At 73.4% G+C, this 19,971-nt stretch carries 18 protein-coding genes; 10 read left to right on the top strand and 8 right to left on the bottom strand.

Going from position 1 to position 19,971, the window contains the following annotated elements:
* Positions 1–81: 81 nt before the first annotated feature.
* The 3 genes from ABTY15_RS37615 to ABTY15_RS37625 form a co-directional block, all read right to left on the bottom strand.
* Positions 82–1,680, bottom strand: coding sequence for an oleate hydratase (locus tag ABTY15_RS37615; RefSeq protein WP_350606312.1), 1,599 nt, complete (start codon positions 1,678–1,680; stop codon positions 82–84).
* Between the two features lie 183 nt (positions 1,681–1,863).
* Complete coding sequence (locus ABTY15_RS37620; RefSeq protein ID WP_350606272.1) at positions 1,864–2,685, bottom strand: ABC transporter permease subunit; 822 nt, start codon at positions 2,683–2,685, stop codon at positions 1,864–1,866.
* Positions 2,682–3,611, bottom strand: coding sequence for an ABC transporter ATP-binding protein (locus ABTY15_RS37625; protein WP_350606276.1), 930 nt, complete (start codon positions 3,609–3,611; stop codon positions 2,682–2,684). The genes ABTY15_RS37620 and ABTY15_RS37625 overlap by 4 nt, the downstream gene beginning before the upstream one ends.
* 292 nt (positions 3,612–3,903) lie before the next feature.
* On the opposite strand from ABTY15_RS37625, the gene ABTY15_RS37630 reads away from it, so the two are divergent.
* From ABTY15_RS37630 to ABTY15_RS37640, 3 genes are all read left to right on the top strand, one after another.
* Positions 3,904–4,578, top strand: coding sequence for a CBS domain-containing protein (locus ABTY15_RS37630; protein ID WP_350606278.1), 675 nt, complete (start codon positions 3,904–3,906; stop codon positions 4,576–4,578).
* Positions 4,579–4,720: 142 nt separating this feature from the next.
* Positions 4,721–5,179 carry a MarR family winged helix-turn-helix transcriptional regulator gene (locus ABTY15_RS37635; protein ID WP_350606280.1) on the top strand — a complete coding sequence of 153 codons (459 nt, stop codon included), beginning with the start codon at positions 4,721–4,723 and terminating at the stop codon, positions 5,177–5,179.
* 77 nt (positions 5,180–5,256) lie between these two features.
* Positions 5,257–6,651 carry an MFS transporter gene (locus ABTY15_RS37640; RefSeq protein WP_350606315.1) on the top strand — a complete coding sequence of 465 codons (1,395 nt, stop codon included), beginning with the start codon at positions 5,257–5,259 and terminating at the stop codon, positions 6,649–6,651.
* A gap of 123 nt (positions 6,652–6,774) precedes the next feature.
* Here the strand turns inward: ABTY15_RS37640 and ABTY15_RS37645 are convergent, their stop codons facing one another.
* A complete protein-coding gene (locus tag ABTY15_RS37645) occupies positions 6,775–7,632 on the bottom strand; it encodes a PhzF family phenazine biosynthesis protein (RefSeq protein WP_350606282.1) in 858 nt (285 codons plus the stop codon).
* A complete protein-coding gene (gene nadC / locus ABTY15_RS37650; RefSeq protein WP_350606285.1) occupies positions 7,620–8,546 on the bottom strand; it encodes a carboxylating nicotinate-nucleotide diphosphorylase in 927 nt (308 codons plus the stop codon). Before nadC ends, ABTY15_RS37645 begins: the two co-directional genes overlap by 13 nt.
* Before the next feature lie 198 nt (positions 8,547–8,744).
* On the opposite strand from nadC, the gene ABTY15_RS37655 reads away from it, so the two are divergent.
* From ABTY15_RS37655 to ABTY15_RS37665, 3 genes are all read left to right on the top strand, one after another.
* A complete protein-coding gene (locus ABTY15_RS37655; RefSeq protein ID WP_350606287.1) occupies positions 8,745–9,050 on the top strand; it encodes a winged helix-turn-helix transcriptional regulator in 306 nt (101 codons plus the stop codon).
* A gap of 211 nt (positions 9,051–9,261) precedes the next feature.
* Entirely contained in the window at positions 9,262–9,927 is a 666-nt protein-coding gene (locus tag ABTY15_RS37660) for a response regulator transcription factor (protein WP_350606288.1), read from the top strand.
* Positions 9,924–11,189: a sensor histidine kinase gene (locus ABTY15_RS37665; protein WP_350606291.1), complete on the top strand. Its 1,266-nt coding sequence runs from the start codon at positions 9,924–9,926 to the stop codon at positions 11,187–11,189. The genes ABTY15_RS37660 and ABTY15_RS37665 overlap by 4 nt, the downstream gene beginning before the upstream one ends.
* Before the next feature lie 27 nt (positions 11,190–11,216).
* Here ABTY15_RS37665 and ABTY15_RS37670 read toward each other — a convergent pair whose 3' ends face one another.
* From ABTY15_RS37670 to ABTY15_RS37680, 3 genes are all read right to left on the bottom strand, one after another.
* On the bottom strand, positions 11,217–12,872 hold the full coding sequence (locus ABTY15_RS37670; RefSeq protein ID WP_350606293.1) for a serine/threonine-protein kinase: 1,656 nt from the start codon (positions 12,870–12,872) through the stop codon (positions 11,217–11,219).
* A 203-nt stretch (positions 12,873–13,075) separates the two neighbouring features.
* Positions 13,076–13,651, bottom strand: a complete 576-nt coding sequence (locus ABTY15_RS37675) for a histidine kinase (RefSeq protein ID WP_350606295.1) — start codon at positions 13,649–13,651, stop codon at positions 13,076–13,078.
* 577 nt (positions 13,652–14,228) lie between these two features.
* Positions 14,229–15,137, bottom strand: coding sequence for a LysR family transcriptional regulator (locus tag ABTY15_RS37680; protein ID WP_350606299.1), 909 nt, complete (start codon positions 15,135–15,137; stop codon positions 14,229–14,231).
* A gap of 621 nt (positions 15,138–15,758) precedes the next feature.
* Between ABTY15_RS37680 and ABTY15_RS37685 the strand changes: the two genes are divergently transcribed.
* The 4 genes from ABTY15_RS37685 to ABTY15_RS37700 all read left to right on the top strand — a co-directional run bounded on the left by ABTY15_RS37685 (position 15,759) and on the right by ABTY15_RS37700 (position 19,835).
* The gene (locus ABTY15_RS37685) at positions 15,759–16,460 is read left to right on the top strand and encodes a helix-turn-helix domain-containing protein (protein ID WP_350606303.1); all 702 of its coding nucleotides are present in this window, start codon (positions 15,759–15,761) and stop codon (positions 16,458–16,460) included.
* A 129-nt stretch (positions 16,461–16,589) separates the two neighbouring features.
* Complete coding sequence (locus ABTY15_RS37690) at positions 16,590–17,309, top strand: DUF4142 domain-containing protein (protein ID WP_350606318.1); 720 nt, start codon at positions 16,590–16,592, stop codon at positions 17,307–17,309.
* A 68-nt stretch (positions 17,310–17,377) separates the two neighbouring features.
* Positions 17,378–18,769: a DUF1996 domain-containing protein gene (locus ABTY15_RS37695; protein ID WP_350606306.1), complete on the top strand. Its 1,392-nt coding sequence runs from the start codon at positions 17,378–17,380 to the stop codon at positions 18,767–18,769.
* A 67-nt stretch (positions 18,770–18,836) separates the two neighbouring features.
* Positions 18,837–19,835, top strand: a complete 999-nt coding sequence (locus ABTY15_RS37700) for a ferric reductase-like transmembrane domain-containing protein (protein ID WP_350606309.1) — start codon at positions 18,837–18,839, stop codon at positions 19,833–19,835.
* Positions 19,836–19,971: the final 136 nt, after the last annotated feature.

A 19,971-nucleotide genomic window follows, 5' to 3' on the forward strand; every position in this document is an offset into this window, starting at 1 on the left:
GGGGGGGGGGGGGGGGGGGGGGGGGGGGGGGGGGCGGGGGGGGGGGGGGGGGGGGCCCCCCCCCGCCCGCCGCGGGTCGGGTTACTTGCGGTGCATGGTCTGCAGGGCCTGGACCAGCACGTGCGGGTCGTGGTGGCCCTTGTGGACGGCCGGCGGCTGCTTGTCGAGCTTCAGGAGCCGGGCGACGGCGGTCCAGGCGGTGCGCACCGAGTACTCGACGGTGAACACGACGTCGTCGGGGACCTCGGCGTACTGGCCGATGAAGGCGAGATTGGTGGAGCCCTTCGGCACGACCTGCGGGCGGTCGCCGTGGCTGCGGACGAGGAACTGGCTGGTGATGTAGGGCATCAGGCAGGGGACGACGGTGGAGGTGTCCGCGACCAGCTCGGCGGTCCGCGCGTCGACGGTGAGGTGGTGCAGGACCTCCTGGAGGATCTCCTCGCCGGTGCACTCGGACATCGGCTTCTTGACGAACTCGCCGGGCTTGTCGGGGAAGAGGCCGTAGCCCCACCACACCGAGACGCCCTCGGGCTGCTGCTGGTAGACCGGCTGGCGGTTGATCACGACGGTGAGCAGCCAGGGCGAGTCGGGGAGGGTCAGCAGGCCGCCGCGGCCGGTGGCGCGGCCGGTGAACTTCTCCATCCAGTCGAGGAACGCCGGGTCCTTGGCGGTGACCGTGAAGGACTCCCAGGTGGAGTCCCGGATGCTGCCGTCGAAGACCGAGGGCCTGCCGAAGTCCTGGCGGCCCCGGGCGATCCGGTGCCACAGCAGCCAGGAGCCGGGGCTCCGCCCGGTGTGCGGGGCGGGCGGGGCCTGGGTGTGCGAGCCGAGGGCGGAGTCGGCGGTCATCGAACCGTTGGTGACGAAGACCAGGTCGTCCGGTTCGACCGGGATGTCGGCGTGACCGCCGCCGAAGTTGATCCGCTCGACCGTGGTGGCCTCGCCGGGCCGGAAGGCGAGGTCGGCGACCCGGCGGCCGGTGTGGACGGTGACGCCCTGCTCCAGCAGCCACGCCGTCAGGGGGCGCACGATCGAGTCGTACTGGTTGTAGCGGGTGCGGTAGATCCCGGACATGGTCTCGAACTCCGGGAACAGGTGGACGAAGCGCCGCAGGTAGCGGCGGAACTCGATCGCGCTGTGCCAGGGCTCGAAGGCGAAGGTGGTGCACCACATGTACCAGAAGTCGGTGGTGAAGAAGTCCTCGGCGAAGCAGTCGGTGATCCGCTTGCCGTCCAGCATCCGCTCCGGTGTGGCCAGGCACTTGACCAGTTCGAGCCGGTGGCGCTCGGAGAAGCCCATGGTGTGCCCGTCGACGATGACCCCGCCCCGGCGCACCAGGCGGGCCGCGTCGTCCCACGGGGACTCCTCGTGGGAGTCGAGGATGTCCTGGGTGGCCGACGTGGCGGGGTCGTCCAGGGACGGGATGCCCGCCAGCAGGTCGTACGTGCAGCGGAACTGGGCCTCGAACATCCGGCCGCCACGCATCGTGTAGCCCGCCTCGGGGGTGCCGCCGGCGTCCAGGCTCCCGCCGACCTCCCCCTGCTCCTCGAACAGGTGGATGTCACCGCCCTTGAAGCCGCCGTCGCGGATGAGGAACGCGGCTGCGGACAGCGCGGCGATGCCGCTTCCGACGAGATACGCCTTGGCCATCACGGTCTCCTGAACTCTCGCTCTGCGCAGCCGGGTTGACGATCGGCCAGCGGTGGTCGCCAACCCGGCGCGCCCGGCCCCGGTGGGGCCGGTGGTAGCAGCTTCGGGCCGGTGGGGTGCCGGGGTCTGTGGGCCGTTGGTCACCCCTCGGGGATCGACGGTCCCGGCCGCCCGGGGTCCTGCGGCCCGGTGGGCGGGTGCGGGATCACGCCGTCACGGTGCCAGGTCCCGGCGGAGCAGCAGCGGGGCGGCGGTGCCCAGGCCGGCGACGCCGACGGCCAGGAGTACGGTGAGCGGGCCCCAGGGGAGGGTGCCGTGGGCGAGGGCGTCGCCCGGTGTGTAGTAGTGGAACGGGCTGAGGTAGCGCAACGGCGCCGCCCGGTGCCAGGCCATCGCGACGAAGTTGACGGCGAACCCGACCGCGCCCAGCGCGATGGTGGCCCCGATCACGGGGGCCCGCCGACGGGCCGCGGCCGAGACGGCCAGGGCGGGGCCGGTCAGGGCGAGCGTGAACGCGAACCCCAGGACGCCGGCCGCGAGCACGCCGCGCAGCGGCACGACCTGATGGATCGTGGGGGACAGTGCGACGCCTCCCGCGACGGCCAGCGTGGCGGCCGCGTTGAGCGCCAGCGAGGCCGCGAACACGGCGGCGGCCCGCTCGCCCAGCAGCCTCAGCCGCGAGACCGGGCGCACCATCAGCAGCTCGACGGTGCCCGCCTCGACGTCGGCCGCCACGGCGGCGGCCGCGAGCGCGCCGACGGCCGTCAGCTGCATGGCGATCCAGAACGGGTGCACCAGGCCGGCGCCGAGCAGGCCGGGGTAGCTCGCGACGGACACGTCGCCCGTCGAGCCGGAGAACGCCTTCAACGAGTCCGGGACGCCCCGGCCGACGCTGGTGAACAGCTGTACCGGCGGCACCGCGCGGGCGACGAGCACGATCAGGGCCTCGAACACCACCATGCCCGCCACGAGACCCGCCAGCATCCGCCGGCGCCGGTGCAGAACCATCCAGAACAGGGGGAACCGCGCTCTCATGACCGCACCTGCGCTTCCTCGACGGGGCGGCGGTACAGGTCGAGGAACGCCTCGTCCAGCCCGGCCTCCTCCACGGAGAGGTCCAGCACCGGCAACTCGGCCAGAATCTCCCGCAGTTCGGCGACCAGCTCGTGCGGTGGTACCAGCAGTCGGACCTCGTGGCCGTGCCACTGCGGGGACCACCGCTCGGCCCGACCGAGGTCCCGTCCGCCCTGCCCGTCCGGCAGCAGCAGCCGCACCCGCCGGGCACGTTCCTCCCGCAGCGCCGCCACCGCCCGCACGGCGACCAGCTTCCCGGCCCGGACGATCGCCACCCGGCGGCAGACCCGTTGCACCTCGGGCAGGACGTGGCTGGACAGCAGCACGGTGCGTCCGGCCGCGGCCGCATCCCCGAGCAGTGCGAAGAAGGCCTCCTGCACCAGCGGGTCCAGCCCCTCGGTGGGCTCGTCCAGCACCACCAGCTCCGGATCGTGCTGGAACGCCTGCACCAGGCCGAGCTTCTGCTTCATGCCACGCGAGTACTCCCGGACCGGGCGGCCCAGGTCGGCGGTGGTCAGCCCCAGGCGCTCGCAGAGTTCCCGGCGGCGGGTCGTCGGGGCATCCTGGAGGTCGCCCAGCAGCCGCAGGGTCTGCTCTCCCGTCAGTTCCGGGTAGAGCCGCAGTTCGCCCGGCAGGTAGCCGAGGCGCGGGGCGAGCCGCCGGTGGTCGGCGACCGGGTCGAGACCCAGCACCCGGACCCGGCCGCCGCTGGGCCGCAGCAGGCCCGTCAGGCAGCGGATGGTGGTGGTCTTCCCGGCTCCGTTGGGACCGAGGAACCCGAACACCTCGCCCTGCTCGACGGTGAGGTCGAGCCGGTCGACGCCGACCTTGCGCCCGTAGTTCTTGCTCAGTGCGGCCAGCTCTATCGCCGGCCCGTCGTGGGCCATTCCGGGCACCTCCGGGGTGGGGCACGATCGCCGCGCCAGGTCGGCCGGGCCCGGCCGGGCCCGGCCGGGCCAGTGCACCGCACCGTCCGTTCCAGGACCAGGGACCCACGGCCCCGGCCGGTGGGGCGGTCGGCCCGGTTGTGGTCCGAGCGGGGGAGCGCGGGCTGCGCGGGGGAGAGCGGGCTGAAAGTCCCGGCACGGTGACCCCTTGGGCCCTTCGCCGTGACGGCCCGGGCGCGGATGGTTGGAGCACCCCGCGCTGGGGTCCCCGCACCCGAAAGGAAGTCCGACCATGCGACACCGGATCGTGGGAGAGCTGATGACCTCCGCCGTCGTGCACGTGCGGCCCGACACGGGCTTCAAGGAGATCGTCCGACTGCTCGCCGAACACGACATCACCTCCGTGCCCGTCCTCGACGAACAGGACCGGCCGCTCGGCCTGGTCTCCGAGGCCGACCTGCTGCTCAACGAGGCGTCCCGGGAGGACCCCGCAGGACTGCTGCCCACCCCCCGGCTGTCGGCCCCCGACCGGGCCAGGAGCCATGCCACGACCGCCGAAGGCCTGATGACCAGCCCGGCCGTGTGCGCCCGCCCCGAGTGGACCGTGGTGGAGGCCGCCCGGGTCATGCGGCACAAGGGCGTCAAGCGCCTCGTGGTGACCGACGAGGCCGGCCGCCTGATCGGCGTCGTCAGCCGCGCCGACCTCCTGCGGGTCTTCCTCCGCCACGACCAGGCGATCCGCGGGGAGATCCGTGGCGACATCCTCTCCCGCACCCTGGGCATCGCGCCGGACAGTGTCGACGTCCAGGTCCACGACGGACAGGTGACCCTCAGCGGCACCGTCGAGCACCGGAGCCTGCCCGCCGTCGTGGAGCGGCTGTGCCGGGGCGTGGACGGCGTGATCGCGGTGACCGGCCGCCTCGACCACCGGGCAGGCGACACCGCCACGCCGCAACTGGCGGGCTGACCCTTCGGAGCCTGGAAGTGGGAAGTCGGCCGGTCCGACTTCCCACTCCACGGGCCCCGGTGTCGGAGTACCGATCAGTACGGCGGGACTGCTTCAGCGGGATTTGCATAAAGGATTCATATAAAGTTGCTATGCTTCGAGCATGAGCCGTCAAGACGCCGCTCGTGGCGCTTCCGCTGACATCGGGTCCGCCCTCTACGGACTGGCCACCAGGGCCGTGCGGCGCCTTCCGCGTGACCTGAGCCTCACGTCCGCCGCCACCCTGGCCACCTTGGAGAGAACCGGCCCGCGACGCATCACGGATCTGGCCGCGAGTGAGGGTGTCACCCAGCCCGCGATGACCGTCCTGGTCAAGGTGATGGAGGAATCCGGGCTGGTCGAGCGCAGAGGCGACCCGTCCGACAAGCGGGTCACGCTGGTGTGTCTGACCGAGGCCGGCACGTCCTACGTCCAGGCGCGGCGCCAGGCGGGCGTCCGTGCGTTCGTGGGGTTGATCGACGAACTCACCGACGACGAGGTCGAGGCACTGGTGGCGGCCCTTCCGGCGCTGCGGCATCTGGCGGTGCTCGACAGCCGAGATCGAGAAGGGTCGAACCAGTGACCGGGGGGTTACTCGGCAAGGTCGCGGGGACTCGTACTCCGGAGCACGCCGAGGCGCGGCTGCTGGTCGCCTCCCTGATGTTCATCGCCCTGGTCGTGGCGGCAGTCGGCAGCCTCGGGACGCCGCTCATCACCAGCGTGGCGACCACGTTCCACGTCTCGCTCGACAGCGCGCAGTGGACCCTGACCATCGCGCTGCTGAGCGGCGCCGTCGCCACGCCCGTCCTCGGCCGGCTCGGAGCCGGCCCGCACCGACGGGCCACGATCCTCGCCACGCTGGCGGTCGTCGTCGCCGGCAGTGTGCTCACCGTGCTGCCGCTGCCGTTCGCGTGGCTGCTCGTCGGCAGGGCGGCGCAAGGCGTCGGGCTCGGTCTGACGGCGCTGATGATGGGCGTGGCCCGTGACCATCTTCCCGAGCGGCGCAGCGCGGCCACGATCGCCCTGATCTCGGTGGTCTCGATCATCGGGGCCGGCGTCGGTTACCCGCTCGCCGGGCTGCTCGCCGAGTTCGGCGGGGTGCGGGCCGCCTACGGCCTCGGTCTGTTCGTCACCGCCGGCGCTCTCCTGACCGCGTGGCGCTCCGTGCCCGCAGCTCCCGAAGGCCGCGCCGCTCGCGTGGACGTGGCGAGCGCGCTCGTCCTGGCGGGTGGTCTGTTCCTCGTCCTGTTCCTCGCCGGCGAGACGGGTCTGTGGAGCCGTCACCTCGCCGTGGCGGTGGTCCTCGCCGTCGTCGCCGTGCTCCTGCTCTGCGTCTGGACGGCCTCGGAACTGCGCAGTGAGACGCCCCTGGTCGATGTCCGGGCGGTACGGCACCCGGCGGTCGCCGGCGCGAACATCGCCATGTTCGTCGGCGGGTTCGGCATGTACCTCCTGCTCACGCTCATCACCCGGTACGCACAGACACCGCACGGCGCCGGCTACGGCTTCGGGCTGACCACCTTCGTCGCCGGGCTGGTCCTCGTCCCGTTCTCCGTACTGGGGTTCGTGGCCGGCAAGCTCACGCCTCGGGTCAGCGAACGGATCGACGCCCCCTCGCTCCTGGCCGGCAGCGCCGTCGTCGTCGGTGGCGGGTTCGTCCTCTTCGCGGCGGCCCGGTCGAACCTGGCCGAACTGTTCGCAGCCATGGGCGTGCTGGGCTTGGGTGTCGGCAGCTTCTCGGCCGCCATGCCCGGCGTCATCCTGGCCGTCACCCCCAGGAGTGAGACGTCGAGCGCCATGAGCTTCAACTACGTCGTCCGCAGCGTCGGGTACTCCCTGGGCAGCGCGATGGGCGGCCTGGTGCTGGCCGCCGGTACCGACACCGGCCGGCTCTTCCCGAACGACGGCGCCTACACCACGGCAGCGCTGGTCGGCATCGCCGCGATGGCGATCACGACGGTGACCGGCCTCGCGCTCGCCCGCCAACGCTCGCCCGAGCCCGACCCGACCGCGGTCCCGACCGGCGCGCCGAGCCAGGACCGGTCGAGTCGATGACCGGCTCGCCGGAAGGGCGGCGGCCCGAACATCGCCTCATCCTGGCCGCGCCGGCCGGCAGCCCGTGGGCGGTATTCCTCGGCAGGTGACCCCGACCGGCCTTGAGCGCGCGCAGGCCTCAGCTCAGCGCACGACCGTGCGCACGATCGCCGCCTGGCCGCCGACCCGGATCCGGTGTCCCGTGCGGTCGCGGTGGACGGTCGCCGTGATGGTGGACGGGCTGCCGAGGTGGTCACCCATGTCGACGGTGAGGCGGTGGGTGCCGAACCCGGCAGCATGCGCTGCCAGGCAGGCCGTGCTGTTGGCGTTGGCGATGTCCTCGGGGACGCCGATCGACGGGGCGAACATCCGGGCCGCTGCTCGGCCGTGTCGGTCCGGGGGCGAGTAGGCGTAGCAGCCCAGCAGGCCGTAGCGGTCGCAGACTGCGCGCAACAGGGCGAAGTCCGGTGTGAGTTCGGCCAGCGCGGCGCGGGACCGGACGGGCAGCAGAAGCCTCGGCCGCCCGTTCGACGCCACGCAGGCGTCCCCGGCGACCGCGTCCTCCGTCAGTCCGAGGCCGGCTGCGACTGCGCTCAGTTCGGCTCGTCCGGTGTTACGCAGGCTGACCGGGCCCGGGTCGAACGATGCCGTCAGGCCGTCACCGTTTCGGCCGGCCCGACCGTCGAAGCCGCGGTGGGCCGTGCGCAGGACAACGCGGTGGTGGTGGTCGCCGCCTGCCCGTTCGGCGAGCACGGCGAGGGCGGCGACGGTGCCGTGGCCGCAGGCGGGCAGTTCGCCCTGGGCGGTGAAGAACCGCAGCGCGTAGGAGGGCCGACCCCGCTCGATTCCGGTCGGGTGGAGGAAGACGGCGTGCGATGTTCCCAACTCCGTGGGAACGCGGCATCGTTCCTCGTCGGTGAACGGCGCATCATCCAGAACGGCGGTCGGGCTGCCACCCGCGCCGTCTCGCTGACACACGTCGACGATCGCTACCTCGGGCACGGCGCCGGGCCGGTGGTCAGCAGCATGGTCAGGTCCAGTGCGGGCGCGCTGTGGGTCAGCGCCCCGACCGAGATGAGGTCGACGCCCGTCCCGGCGATGGCGCGAACGCTGTCCAGGCGGACGGTGCCCGAGGCCTCCAGCAGGATCCGGGAGGCGTCGGCCCGTTCGGACCGGAGCTGCACGACCTGCTCGATGTCGGCCATCGACATGTTGTCGAGCATGATCCAGCGGGCTCCGGCGTCGAGGGCCTCGACGGCCTGGGCGACGGTCTGCACCTCGACATCGCTCTCCACGGTCTGCCCGGTGCGCGCCATCCCGCGCCGGACCGCCTCGATCGCGGCGGTCACCCCGCCCGCTGCGGCGATGTGGTTCTCCTTGAGCAGGACCATCGCCGCCAGATCGAGGCGGTGGTTGTGGCCGCCGCCGGCGGTGACCGCGTACTTGTCCAGGGCGCGCAGGCCCGGCGCCGTCTTGCGGGTGTCCAGGATGCGCGCCCTGGTCCCTGCCACCGCTCGGACGTAGCGGTCGGTCAGCGTCGCGATGCCGCACATGCGCTGCAACAGGTTCAGCGCCGTGCGCTCCCCGGTGATCAGGCTGCGGGCCGGACCGGACAGGTGCACCAGGACGTGGCCGTCGGCCAGTCGGGCGCCGTCGGCGACGGCCGGCTCGACCTTCACCTCGGGGTCGACCTGCGCGAAGACCTCGGCGACCACGGGGAGGCCGGCGGCGATGCCGCTCTGCCGGGTGCGGATCTCGGCGGTGGCCGCCAGGCCCTCGGGAACGCTCCACGCGGTGGTGATGTCCCTCCCCGACGCGTCCTCGGCCAGGGCGGCAGCGGCGGCGGCCCGTGCTGCCGCCGAGGGGAACTCGGTCATGGTCATCTGGTTCTCCAGCTCTGCGTGGACGTTGAGCATGGTGGGCCGCCACCGCGGACGGGGCAGCACTGAAGTTCCGCTGGGCCGGCACAGCCCCCTCTGCTTCGATTTCCGAAGCGTCCACCGATGCTAGCGTGTCGGAATTCGAAGCATCAACCCTGGAGAGCTGGACATCCCGACATGGCAACACCCAGACCTGGCAAGCCTGTTCGCGGCTCGACCACCGGCCGCCCGCTCATGGCCGCACTCGATCTGTTCGGGCGGCGGTGGAGTCTGCGCATCCTGTGGGAGCTTCGCGGAGGTCCGCTCGGATTCCGCCCCTTGCAGAAGCAGTGCGACGACATGTCCTCCAGCGTGATGCGGCAGCGCCTGGCCGAACTGCTGGATGCCCAGGTGGTTCACCAGCTGCCGGACAGCCGGTACGAGCTCACCCCGCTGGGGCAGGAGGCGCGCCACGCCCTGCACCCCCTCGCCGACTGGGCGGAACGCTGGGCGGCCACGATCGACCAGCAAGCGGCGGTCCACATCGACTCCGCGGACTGACGCCCCGCCCCGGCGGAGGCGGGCGCGAAACCTCCGCCGGTCTTCTGCAGTGCCCGGCTGCCTCATCAAATCCTCAGGTTGGTTGGGCGACGCTGGGTGGGTGGACGACGGCGCTCTCCTCATCCCCCACGGGAGAGCGCCGCGTCCGCGGGCCGCGCCGCCCCGGATGCCCCCGAAAGATCGGTATGAACCGGTGGATACCATGCCCGCTGTGCGTGTACTGGTGGTCGAGGACGATGAGGATCTGCGGTTCGCTGTCGCGGCGGCGCTGCGCGGTGGGGGGCTGGCGGTCGACGTGGCGGCCGATCTGCCGGCCGCTGACGAGGCGCTGTTCGTGACCGAGTACAGCTGTGTCGTGTTCGACCGCATGCTGCCGTCCGGTGACTCCGCCGAGTACGTGCAGCGCATGCGGCGGGACGGCCGGACCGTCCCGGTGCTGTTCCTCACCGCCCGCGACACGGTCGCCGACCGGGTCGAGGGCTTCGCCACCGGCGGGGACGACTACCTGGTCAAGCCGTTCGCGGTACCGGAGCTGGTGGCCCGGGTGCGCAGCCTGTGCCGCCGGGCGGAGGTGTCCCGGTCCCCGGTCCACCGCTGCGGCGGCCTGGAGGTCGACACGGCCCGCCGCACGGTGCACCGGGACGGTGTGCTGCTGTCGCTGACCGTCAAGGAGTTCGCGGTCCTGGAGATGCTGGCCGCCCGCCCCGGCGAGGCGGTGCGCCGCGTGGACCTGATCGAGAGCTGCTGGGACGAACTGACCGAGCCGAACTCCAACGTCGTCGAGGTGCTGGTCTCCCAGCTGCGCCGCAAACTCGGCGACCCGCCGATCGTCCACACCGTGCGGGGGGTCGGCTACCGGCTGGAGCCCCCGCAGTGAGACCGCCGACCCCGGCCGGGCGGATCCGTCGGCTGCGACTGCGGATCACCCTGCTGTTCACCCTCACCAGCGCCGCCGCCCTGATCGGCATGGCCGTCCTGACCGTCCGGGCCGACGACGCCGCCTGGCGCGGGAAGGTCGACACCGAGCTCACCGCACGGGCCCGGGAGACCGCCGCCGGCTTGGGCACCGGGGAGAACGGCGAGCTGGAGTACCCGGACCCCAAGGAGGGCGGGTACGACTGCCCGGCCGTCACCCTGCTGACCGGCCCACCGGACCGGCTGACCATCACCGCGCGGCCGCACCGGCCCTGCGTCGCCGTGCCGGCCGGCCCGCTCCAGGCGGTGGCACGGGACGCCGGCAGCTCGGACTCCGCCCAGGCCACCGCGCGCGCCGACAACGGCCACCCGGTGCGGCTGTTCGCCCAGCCCTTCGGGGGCCCCGCGGACGCGGAGTCGCCCGAGGGCGTGGTCGTCGCGGCCGTCGACGTCTCCGAGGACGAGGCCGCGCACGACCAGTTGACCCTGGAGGTCGCGGTCGCCTGCGCGGTGCTGATCGCCCTGTCCGCGCTCTCCGGCCGGCTGCTGGCCGGACGGGCCGTCCGCCCCGCGCTCACCGCACTCGACCAGCAGGAGGCGTTCCTCGCCGACGCCGCCCACGACCTCCGCACCCCGGCCGCCTCGCTGCGCCTGCTCGCCGAGACCGGCCTGCGCGGCGAGGCCGACAGCACCGAGGTCCTGGAACGCACCCTGCGCCTGTCGACCCGGATGGGCGACCTGGTCGACGGACTGCTCACCCGTGCCCGGCTGATGGCCGGCGTGGTCGAACTCGACGTCGAGCCCCTCCGGCTCGACCAGCTCGTCGAGGCCGCCGTCTCCGACGCCCCCGCCGAGGGGCACCGGGTGACCGTCCGGACCGAGCCGGTGGTGGTCCTCGCCGATCCCGGGCTGCTGCGGCGGGCGGTCGGCAACCTGCTCGACAACGCGCTGGCACACGGCCACGCGCCCGGCGAGGCCGCCGACATCGAGGTCACCGTGACCGCGGACGGGACCGTGGCCGTCGACGACGCCGGGCCCGGCATCCCGCCGGACCAGGTGCGTTCGCTCTTCGAGCGCTTCCGCAGCGGCAAGGGATCGAGCGGGCTCGGGCTGTCCATCGCCGCCTGGGTGGCCCATGCGCACGGCGGCTCGCTCACCGTCACCGGCGGCGCCCGCGGCGGGGCGCGCTTCGTGCTGCGCGTCCCGGTCCGCAAGCGGCCGTGAACACCGGAGGGGCGTGGCCGCCGGCCGTCAGCCGTTCCGGCGGTAGCGGTCGATCGAGACCTTGACCGGTCCGTCGCCCTGGGCGGCGGAGAGCAGCCGGACGATGGCCAGGTCGTGGCCGTCGTCCCCGCGGACGCAGAAGGCGCGGCCGGTGAGGGCGGCGAAGCCGAGCTGGGGGGCGGGCCGGCCGCCCAGGCCCTTGAGGCAGTCGGCGGGCCCCAGGCGGTTGTCCGGGCCGACGTAGGCGTCGTTGTTGTCGGGGAGGACGAACTCGTTCGAGGTCCTGGAGATGAACCAGGACGCGGTCTCCTCCGGTACGACCTTGCCCTTCGTGAGGTCGAACTCGTAGGTGTGGTCGGCCGAGACGAGGGTGGTGCCGGTGTACACGGCGGTGTAGCCGGGCGCGGCGGCCGACGGGGTGGGGGAGGTGGGCGGGTCCTCCTGGTCGGTGGCGGTTTCCGCGGTGAGGTCGGTGGTGGCCGGGTGGCCCTGGTCGGGCCTGTGCAGGAGGAGGGTGCCGGCGATGCCGAGGGCGAGGGCGACGACGGCGATCAGCGCGGTCCGGCGGAGGGAGCCGCGGCGGTCCGGGCCACGACCCGCGCGGGGTGCGGGCTCCGGAGCAGCAGCGGCCCCGGGCTCCGGCATCCCGGGGGCCGGCCCGCCGGGGTCCAGCATGGTGGGGACGGGTGCCAGCGCCGTCGCCCCGTCGTGCAGCGGGGGCGCGGGGATGAGGACCGTCTGCGCCTCGGAGGGAGCCCGGGGGAGGTCGCTGCGCCGGGCGATCTCGGCGTTCACCTGCGCGGGAAGCCAGCCGTCGGCGAAGCGCAGGTCCCCGATGAGTGCGGGGTGGGCGTGGACGGCCTCGATCACCTGGGAGGTGGTCGGGCGGTCCTCGGCCTGCTTCGCCAGACACCAGCCGATGAGACCGTGCAGGGAGGCGGGGACGCGGGAGAGGTCCGGCTCCTCGTGGATCGCCCGGTACAGGGCACTGGAATCCGAACCGCCGCCGAAGGGAGGCGCGCCGCCGGCGATGTGGGCGGCCAGGGCGCCGAGGGCGAAGAGGTCGGTGGCGGGCGTGGCGGGCAGGCCGAGGGCCTGTTCCGGGGCCATGAAGCCGGGCGAGCCGACGCGCAGCCCGGTACTGGTGAGGGTGACGGCCTCGGCGGCGCGGGCGATGCCGAAGTCGATCACCCGGGGGCCGTCGGCGGCCAGCAGGACGTTGGCGGGCTTGAGGTCGCGGTGGACGACACCGGCCGCGTGGATCGCCTGGAGCGCTTCGGCGATGCCGGCCATGAGGAGCAGGACGGTCGGCTCGGCCAGTGGCCCGTTGTGCTTGACCACTTCGTGGAGCGAGGGACCGGGGACGTAGGCGGTGGCGAGCCAGGGGACGGCGTCGTCCACCCCGGCGTCGACGACCTGGGCGGTGTAGAGCCCGTGGATCAGGCGCGCGCTGGCGACCTCCTGGGCGAACCGCTCCCGGAACTCGGGGTACTCCGCGAGCTCGGGCCGGACCACCTTGAGGGCCACCGGCCGGCCGCCGCGCGTGTACGAGAGGTACACCCGCCCCATGCCGCCGGCTCCCAGCCGCGCGAACAGCCGGTAGCCGCCGACCGTGGCGGGGTCGTCGGCGGTCAGCGGCTGGAACGCGGTGGGCGCGGCGGTCTCGGTTCGGTCTACGGACATCTGGGGCTCTCTCGGCGGGGCGGGCAGGCTGGGGACGGTCACCGAACGGGAGGGACATCCCGCCGGACACCCCGCACGTTCGGTGACCCCGGGGAAGGGGCGCGCAGCCCCCGGGGGGATAGGGCCGCGCGCCACGGGAGGAGAGTCTTCCGCCACCATGCTGAGGTTTTGATGAGGACGGCCCGGGCCCGGTCCGGCGGTGCTCACCCGTGCGCCGCCGTCGGGAGCCGGAGCACGAGCACCAGGCCTCCCGCGGGGTTGTCCTCGACGGTGAGCCGGCCGCCCCCGGCCGCGGTGAGCTGCCGGACGGCCGCCGACAGACCGTCGGCCGAACCGTCCGGTCCGGCGAGCAGCCAGGACTTCGCCTCGCCCGCCAGGTCCGGCCCGCGGTCCGCCACCCGGATCTCCACCACGCCCGGGATCCCGGGCTCGCCGGCGACCGCGTCCGCCCGGACCAGCATCCGGGCTCCCGGCGGGGTGCGCCGCGCCGCGGTCGCCACCATCGCGGCCACTACCCGCTCCAGCGGGCCCGGGCCGACCGCGACCGGCGGCAGCCGATGCGGCACCCGGACGGTCACCGACCCTCGTGGCACCGCGGCCACGGCCGACCGGAGCGTGCAGAGGACCACCGGGCCCCCGTGTTCGGTCGGGTGAACGGCTTCCGTCCGACCGGCCGGGCGCGGCCCTCGGGCGCGCCGGCTGCGCACGAAGGCCGTCCGGCCGGCGACCGGGTTGGCGATGAGGTCGGTGATCCAGCCGGCGATCCGGTCGGTTGCCACGGGCGCTGCCCGACGGCCGTGATCGGTCACGAGGGTCCCTCCAGTACGAGCGGGCCGGTCAGTTCCAGGGACCGACGACGACCGTCCGACACTCGCCCGTTCGGCAGTCGGGCGTCGGGGCACCGGTCGTCGGGGTGCTGGGAGTCCTGGTACGGCAGCGCCGAATCGCCGGCAGCGCCGCCCAGGAGGGCCTGCGGCAGGCGGTCGGCGGACACCCCGAGCGGCTCGAGCGGGCCGGTGGGCCACTCGCGGCAGCCGAGGTCGGCGAGCACTGCGGAACGAAGGCCTGCAACGCGGCCGGGGCGCAGCCGACGAGCGGAACGAAACCCAGTGCGGCCAGGGCCAGCGCGGCGGCGCGGCGCCGGTGGGGGAGGCCGGCGGACCGCCCTCGCCGCGGGGCGTCGGGCGTGCGGCCGCTCGTGCCGAGCGTGTCATCGGTGGTCCGGAAGATCTGCCGCACGTCCCTGTCCCCGTCCGTCTGGGCCAACTGGTACGGCACGGAGTCTTGGCGAGCCAGCCTGAGGATTCGATGAGGACGGCGCGCGCCGCCACCGCTGCGCCCGGGGCTTCCGGTGGGTCAGTCGGTGATGAGTTCGGCGGGGCGGGCGACTTCGTGGAGGAGGGAGAGGAGGAGTTCCTCGTAGGTGGAGAGCGGGCGGGCGAGGGTCCAGTTGGCGGTGACGGTGCGGGGAGCCGGGCCGGGGTGGGTGTGGAGTTCGGCGAGGACGCCGTGCAGGAGCTCGAAACGGACGGAGCGCCGGGGGACCAGGCTGATGCCGAGGCCGATGCGGACGGCTTCCCGGATGCTCTCCGTGCCCCAGAGGTCGAGGGTGCGGGTGCCGACGAAGTCCCAGGTGTGCAGGAGCTCCAGCAGTTGCCGTCGGGTCTGGGAGCCCGGTTCGAGGAGGAGGAAGGACTCGGCGGAGAGCTCGGCGGGCGTGACCTCCCGCCCGGCCAGCGGGTGGTCGGGTGCGCAGATCAGCACCATGTCGTCGCTGGCGAGTTGCTGCGACTCGTACCGGCCCGGGGGCAGCGGGCCGTCGGCCACGCCGACGCCGATCCGGCCCTGTTCGAGCGCGCCGGCCAGGCATTCGGGGCTGTTGACGACCACGGTGAACAGTCCGTCGGGTTCGCGGCGCCGCAGCTCCCGCATCACGGCCGGCAGCAGGTAGTCGCCGACCGCGGTGGTGCTGCCGACCACGAGGCGCTCGATCGGCCAGCGGGCGGCCGCCTGGACGGCGCCCACGGCGTGATCGGCCAGGGCCAGCATCTCCTTGGTCTGGGCGAGCAGGACCCGTCCGGCCGGGGTGGGGCGGATCTTCGGGCCCGAGCGGTCGACCAGGACGGTCCGTAGGGACGTCTCCAGGTTCTGCACCTGCTTGGAGACCGAGGACTGGCTCAGGAACAGCACCTGGGCCGCCGCGGAGAACCCACCACATTCGATGACCTTCGCGAAGATCGCCAGTTGGTTCAGGTTGAGTCGCATCACGGCCCCGATCGCGTGGATGTGGTGCAGGGCAACTTGGGCCTGAGCTTCATTGCGACAGGCTTCCGGCCTACAAGCAATCGGGAGAATACCTGTTCGGTCGGCACAAGTGCGGGGGTGGAACGGTGTTCGTCGGTTCGGGGACCCGACCCGGTTCTCCGTTGCTCGGGCGGTGAACTCTCCTGATCGCGGTGAAGCCGTCTGTGATCGTGTGGATGTGATGGTGTGTCAGATGGGATGGACGGGGGCGGGTGCGTGGTTGTGAGGGATTTGTGGGGCTGAGGGATGGTCAAGTGTGCTGTGTCGACGGGCAGTCGGGCGATCATTGGTGCGTGCACCTGCGGCCCTTGCAGGGCGGGGCCTCCGGCGGCGGGCGGGGGGCGCGGGTGTCGCGCAGAAGATAACGGATCGATAACGCGGCGGGACGAAACCTCCGGCGGCCCATCTCTCAACGTGTCCGGCCCGGTTGGGTCGACGGTGTCGAGAGAGAGGGGTGTCGCCATGCGGGAAGCATGGGCGGACCGCGACGACGCGGCATGCCGCGGGGTCACAGGGGGACGGGCCGGCACCGGTCGGAGCACCTACCGGCCGCACGGCCCCCACGGCCCGCACGGTGGCCGGGTGCGGCGGGCCGAGCCGACCACGGCCCGGGCGGTGGCGCTGTACTCGTCGCCGGGGGCACCGCCGTCCGGGCTCTCCGGGGCAGAGGTCGTCGCCGGTACCAAGGGGACCCTGCCCTACCTGCTGATCCCCGACCCGCTGCCGGGCATGTCCCGAGTGCTCGCCCTCTGGCTGGAGGGCCGGACCGCCGTGGTGGGGCCGGTCGTGCCGGCCGAGGACGCGGTGGTCTCGCTCGGCTGGGCCCGCCGGCTGCTGGCGATGGTGCCGCAGGGCGCCTCCGGCGGGATCCACTTCGTCGACGACCACCTGGCGATGCTCCTGCTGTTCCAGGACCCGCTGCTGGCGGGCCACCTGTCGGCCAAGTGGCTGGGGCGCCTGGCCGACATGACGCCGCAGCAGCGGGAGTGGACGGAGGAGACGCTGCTCGCCTGGCTGGAGGGCGGAAGTACGCTCCAGGCCGCCCGCGCGCTGCGGATCAACCCGCAGGCCGTCCGGAACCGGCTGCACGACCTGGAGAAGATCTTCGGCCGGGGCCTGCGCGACCCCCGGGCCAGGTTCGAGCTCCTGCTGGCGCTGAAGATCCAGATGATGGCGGCCGAGTACGCGCGCCTGCGCCGCAGAGCCGGGATGCGGTCGCTGCTCCGGACCCCCCTGCTCCAGGCGTCGGGGCCCGGGCGGAACGTCCGGACGAACGGGCGCTGAGACCCGCCCGCCGAGGCCCGCCGACGCCGAGACCGATTCCGCGCCGGCTCCGCAGGCACCCGGTGCAGCCGGCGCGCGTGGCCCTGATCCTCCGGGTGCGTAGGAGGAGGAGCCCCCCCCGTGTCAGCCATGAGGAAGAAGAACAGGCCGGGAACGGCAGGCTACGGCCTGCCCGTGGTGAGTCGCCTGCCGAGGTCGTTCGCCACTCTCCTGATCATCGTCGCGATGGTCCTCACCGCGGCGGCCCTGGTGTACCCGGTGACGAAGTCCGTCGGTGCCTACCGCAGCGCCCCGGTGAGCGACGACCAGACGGTCGTGCAGACGCCCACCGGGCCGCTCACCGCCCTCGACCGCGACTTCGTCAAACGGGTGCGGCTGGCCGGACTGTGGGAGATCCCCGCGGGCCGGATGGCCCTGGAGAAGGGCACCAGCGCCGAGGTCAGGACGGCCGGCCAGCACCTGGTCCAGGGCCACACCGACCTCGACAAGGCGGTGCTGACCGCCGCCCGGATCCTGAGCCTGGACGTGCCCACCGAGCCCTCGGCCCAACAGCAGGGCTGGCTCCGGCAGTTGGACGCCGCGCAGGGCGGGGAGTTCGACGAACTCTTCGCGAACATCCTGCGCAGCGCCCACGGCCAGGTGTTCGCCGTGGTGGCCCAGGTGCGCGCCGGCACCCAGAACTCCACCGTCCGGGAGCTGGCGAACACGGCCAACAGCACGGTGCTCGACCACATGAACGTCCTGGAGGACACCCGGCTCGTCAAGTTCGACAAGCTCGCCGCGCCGTCGGCCGCTCCCGCCGCTCCGTCGGCGAGCAGCCTGTCGGCGCCCCCCGGGCCGACCCGTTAGACCGCGACCGCTGGACCGCGACCGCCGGACCGCGACCGCTGGACGACGATCTGAGGAGTGTGAAGAACGTGAAGTCTCATAAACGTGGCACGTCGAGGCGAAGGGCCAGTGCCCTGCTGTTGGCGGTGGTCCTGGGTACGGGCGCGGTCGGGACGACCGCGGTGATGGCCTTCGCCGGCGAGCGTGCCCGCGGTGGGGCGTCGGCGTCCCCGCGGGTCGGCACCGTCGCCTGCGCCGACGCCGGGGTGGCCCTGAACGAGGTGCCGGAGGCCTCCCAGGACGAGGTGGACAAGAACCTCGCCGAGCTCGACGTCCAGGTGGCGGACGCGTACGACCGGCTGTCCGCGCCCCGCTCGGGCGACAACGAGTCCCGCGTCCTGGGCGACCTCGCCGACAAGCGCGCGGAGACCCTGAAGAAGCTGTCGGGCAGCGCCGGCCCGGACTCCGGCCTGCCCCAGGACCTCTCGGGGATGGCGAAGTGCGTGGTCCGGCACGATCTGGTGGTCGAGGACTCGGCCAAGGGGTACAGCGCCGACGGTGAGGGCGGGGCCCTCGCCCGGAGCAAGGCGGCCGCGCCGTCGAAGTCCCTCCCCAAACGCGGGTTCGTCGACATCCGCAACGTCTCCCCGAACGTCCCGGCACCCGTCCGGAAGGGGTCGGCCACCGGCTCCTTCACGTCCGAGTGCGGGCGCAACGAGAACCGCCACCTCAACCCCGACAACGTGATCGTCGCCCCTGGCGTGAGCAACGGGGCGCACCACATGCACGACTACGTGGGGAACCTGGCCACGGACGCGTTCTCCTCCAACGCCAAGCTCGCCGCCGCGGGCACCACCTGCTCGAACGGGGACCAGTCGGCGTACTACTGGCCCGTGCTGCGGGTCTTCGACGGCACCAACGAGAAGGACGCCAAGGCTCCCGGCGGCGGCAAGGACCGGAACGTGGGGCGGATCCTCGTCCCGGCCGAGGCGGACATCACGTACACCTCCAGCGCCGGCAACCCGGTGCAGCCGATGACCCGGTTCCTGCGCATCATCACCGGCGACGCCAAGGCCCTCACCAACGGGCCGGCGAACGTCCGGGCGTCGTGGAGCTGCACCGGCTTCGAGAACCGCCAGGTCGTCGACAAGTACCCGATCTGCCCGCAGGGGAGCAGGGTCGTCCGGACGCTGAAGTTCCCGGACTGCTGGGACGGCAAGAACATCGACAGCGCCAACCACCGGACCCACACCGCCTTCTCCAACACCTCGGGCGCGTGCCCGAAGAACTTCCGGGCGATCCCCCAGCTGGTCGAGCGCATCGCCTACGACGTGCCGGTCGGGGTCCGGTACGCCGTCGACAGCTTCCCCGAGCAACTGCACAACCCGATCACCGATCACGGTGACTTCATCAACGACATGAACAAGGGCCTGCTGGACCAGATGGTCGGCTGCATCAACCAGGGGCGTCGCTGCGGGTGACCGGCCCCGCCGGGATCCCGGCAGCCGATTCGACAGCAGGTTCAGGACGAGGCCGGAGGGCTCAGCAATGGTGAGAGGGCAGCGGCGGCGGTCACGGCGGTTCGGCCCGGTGCCGCGGGGCGTCGAGCGGACCGGCCGGGCGCGTGCGGCGGCCGAGGGCGACCGGCCCACCGCGCGGGGCGGCCGCGAACGGCGGGGCCCGTGGTCGCTCCTGCCGCCGCTGGCGGCGGGCCTGGCTGTGACGGCCATCGTCGTCAACTCCGCTCTTCAGTCGTTCCTGACGTACGCCGTCGGGGTGCTCGCACTCGTGTCGTTCACCTCCGCGGTCCTGTGGGGGCTGGTGGCGACCGACCGGCTGATCCTGCGGCCGGCCCATCGGCTCGTCGCGCAGACCGTCCACCGTGCGATGGGCGTCGCCGGCGTCGTCTTCCTGGTCCTGCACGTCTGGATGAAGCTGATCGTCGGACAGATCGGCGCGCTCGCGGCCTTCGTGCCGTTCGCCGACCCGGCCCGACCGGTGCTCTTCGGACTGGGAACCGTCGCCGGCTACCTGTTCCCCGCGGTGGCGCTCGCCGGGGCGGTCCGCGGGCGGCTCGCCCGCTCGGGTGACGTGCGCCGGTGGCGGGTCGTCCACCTCTGCTCGTACCCGGCCTGGGGCGCGGGCCTGGTCCACGGACTGCAGTCGGGCCGGCTCGCGGCCTCCTGGGTGGTGCTGCTGTACGGCGTGGCCGTCGTGGGCGTGGTCGTCGCGCTCACGCTCAGGCTGGTCCTCCAGGACCGCTCCGGCCGGCGCCCGACCCCGGTCCGGCCGCTCGGGCCGGAGGCCGACGCGCGCGAGGTCAGCGCCCCGCGCCTGCGGCCGGCCGCGGGCCCCGAGGTCACCGCCCCGAGCGGTCCGGTGGCCACGGGGCCGGGGCCGGCCGTCGGGCCGGGCCTGGCTGCGGGGTCGGGCCTGGCCGCAGCACCGGGCCTGGCCGTCGGGCCGGGCCTGGCCGCAGCGCGGGGCATGACCGTCGGGCCGGGCCTGGCCGGCATCGGGTTCGGACGCCGGCGGCAGGACGGGTGAGCGGCTTCCCCGCACCCGTCGTCTGGTTCGGACGGCCGGTGCTGTTCGCCGGCCTGGAGAGCCTGGACCGGGTCGACTACCGCTCCCACCTGGTGGTCCACGGCCAGCTGCCGGCACTGCGTGCGGAGGAGCTGGC

Source organism: Kitasatospora sp. NPDC097643 (assembly GCF_040302625.1).
GTDB lineage: Bacteria > Actinomycetota > Actinomycetes > Streptomycetales > Streptomycetaceae > Kitasatospora.

Bases quoted from the DNA above. Each gene is read 5' to 3' on its own strand.
- ABTY15_RS37620 (WP_350606272.1), bottom strand. From the start codon at position 2,685: ATGAGAGCGCGGTTCCCCCTGTTCTGGATGGTTCTGCACCGGCGCCGG.
- ABTY15_RS37625 (WP_350606276.1), bottom strand. From the start codon at position 3,611: ATGGCCCACGACGGGCCGGCGATAGAGCTGGCCGCACTGAGCAAGAAC.
- ABTY15_RS37630 (WP_350606278.1), top strand. From the start codon at position 3,904: ATGCGACACCGGATCGTGGGAGAGCTGATGACCTCCGCCGTCGTGCAC.
- ABTY15_RS37635 (WP_350606280.1), top strand. From the start codon at position 4,721: ATGAGCCGTCAAGACGCCGCTCGTGGCGCTTCCGCTGACATCGGGTCC.
- ABTY15_RS37640 (WP_350606315.1), top strand. From the start codon at position 5,257: ATGTTCATCGCCCTGGTCGTGGCGGCAGTCGGCAGCCTCGGGACGCCG.
- nadC (WP_350606285.1), bottom strand. From the start codon at position 8,546: ATGCTCAACGTCCACGCAGAGCTGGAGAACCAGATGACCATGACCGAG.
- ABTY15_RS37655 (WP_350606287.1), top strand. From the start codon at position 8,745: ATGGCCGCACTCGATCTGTTCGGGCGGCGGTGGAGTCTGCGCATCCTG.
- ABTY15_RS37670 (WP_350606293.1), bottom strand. From the start codon at position 12,872: ATGTCCGTAGACCGAACCGAGACCGCCGCGCCCACCGCGTTCCAGCCG.
- ABTY15_RS37680 (WP_350606299.1), bottom strand. From the start codon at position 15,137: ATGCGACTCAACCTGAACCAACTGGCGATCTTCGCGAAGGTCATCGAA.
- ABTY15_RS37690 (WP_350606318.1), top strand. From the start codon at position 16,590: ATGAGGAAGAAGAACAGGCCGGGAACGGCAGGCTACGGCCTGCCCGTG.
- ABTY15_RS37700 (WP_350606309.1), top strand. From the start codon at position 18,837: ATGGTGAGAGGGCAGCGGCGGCGGTCACGGCGGTTCGGCCCGGTGCCG.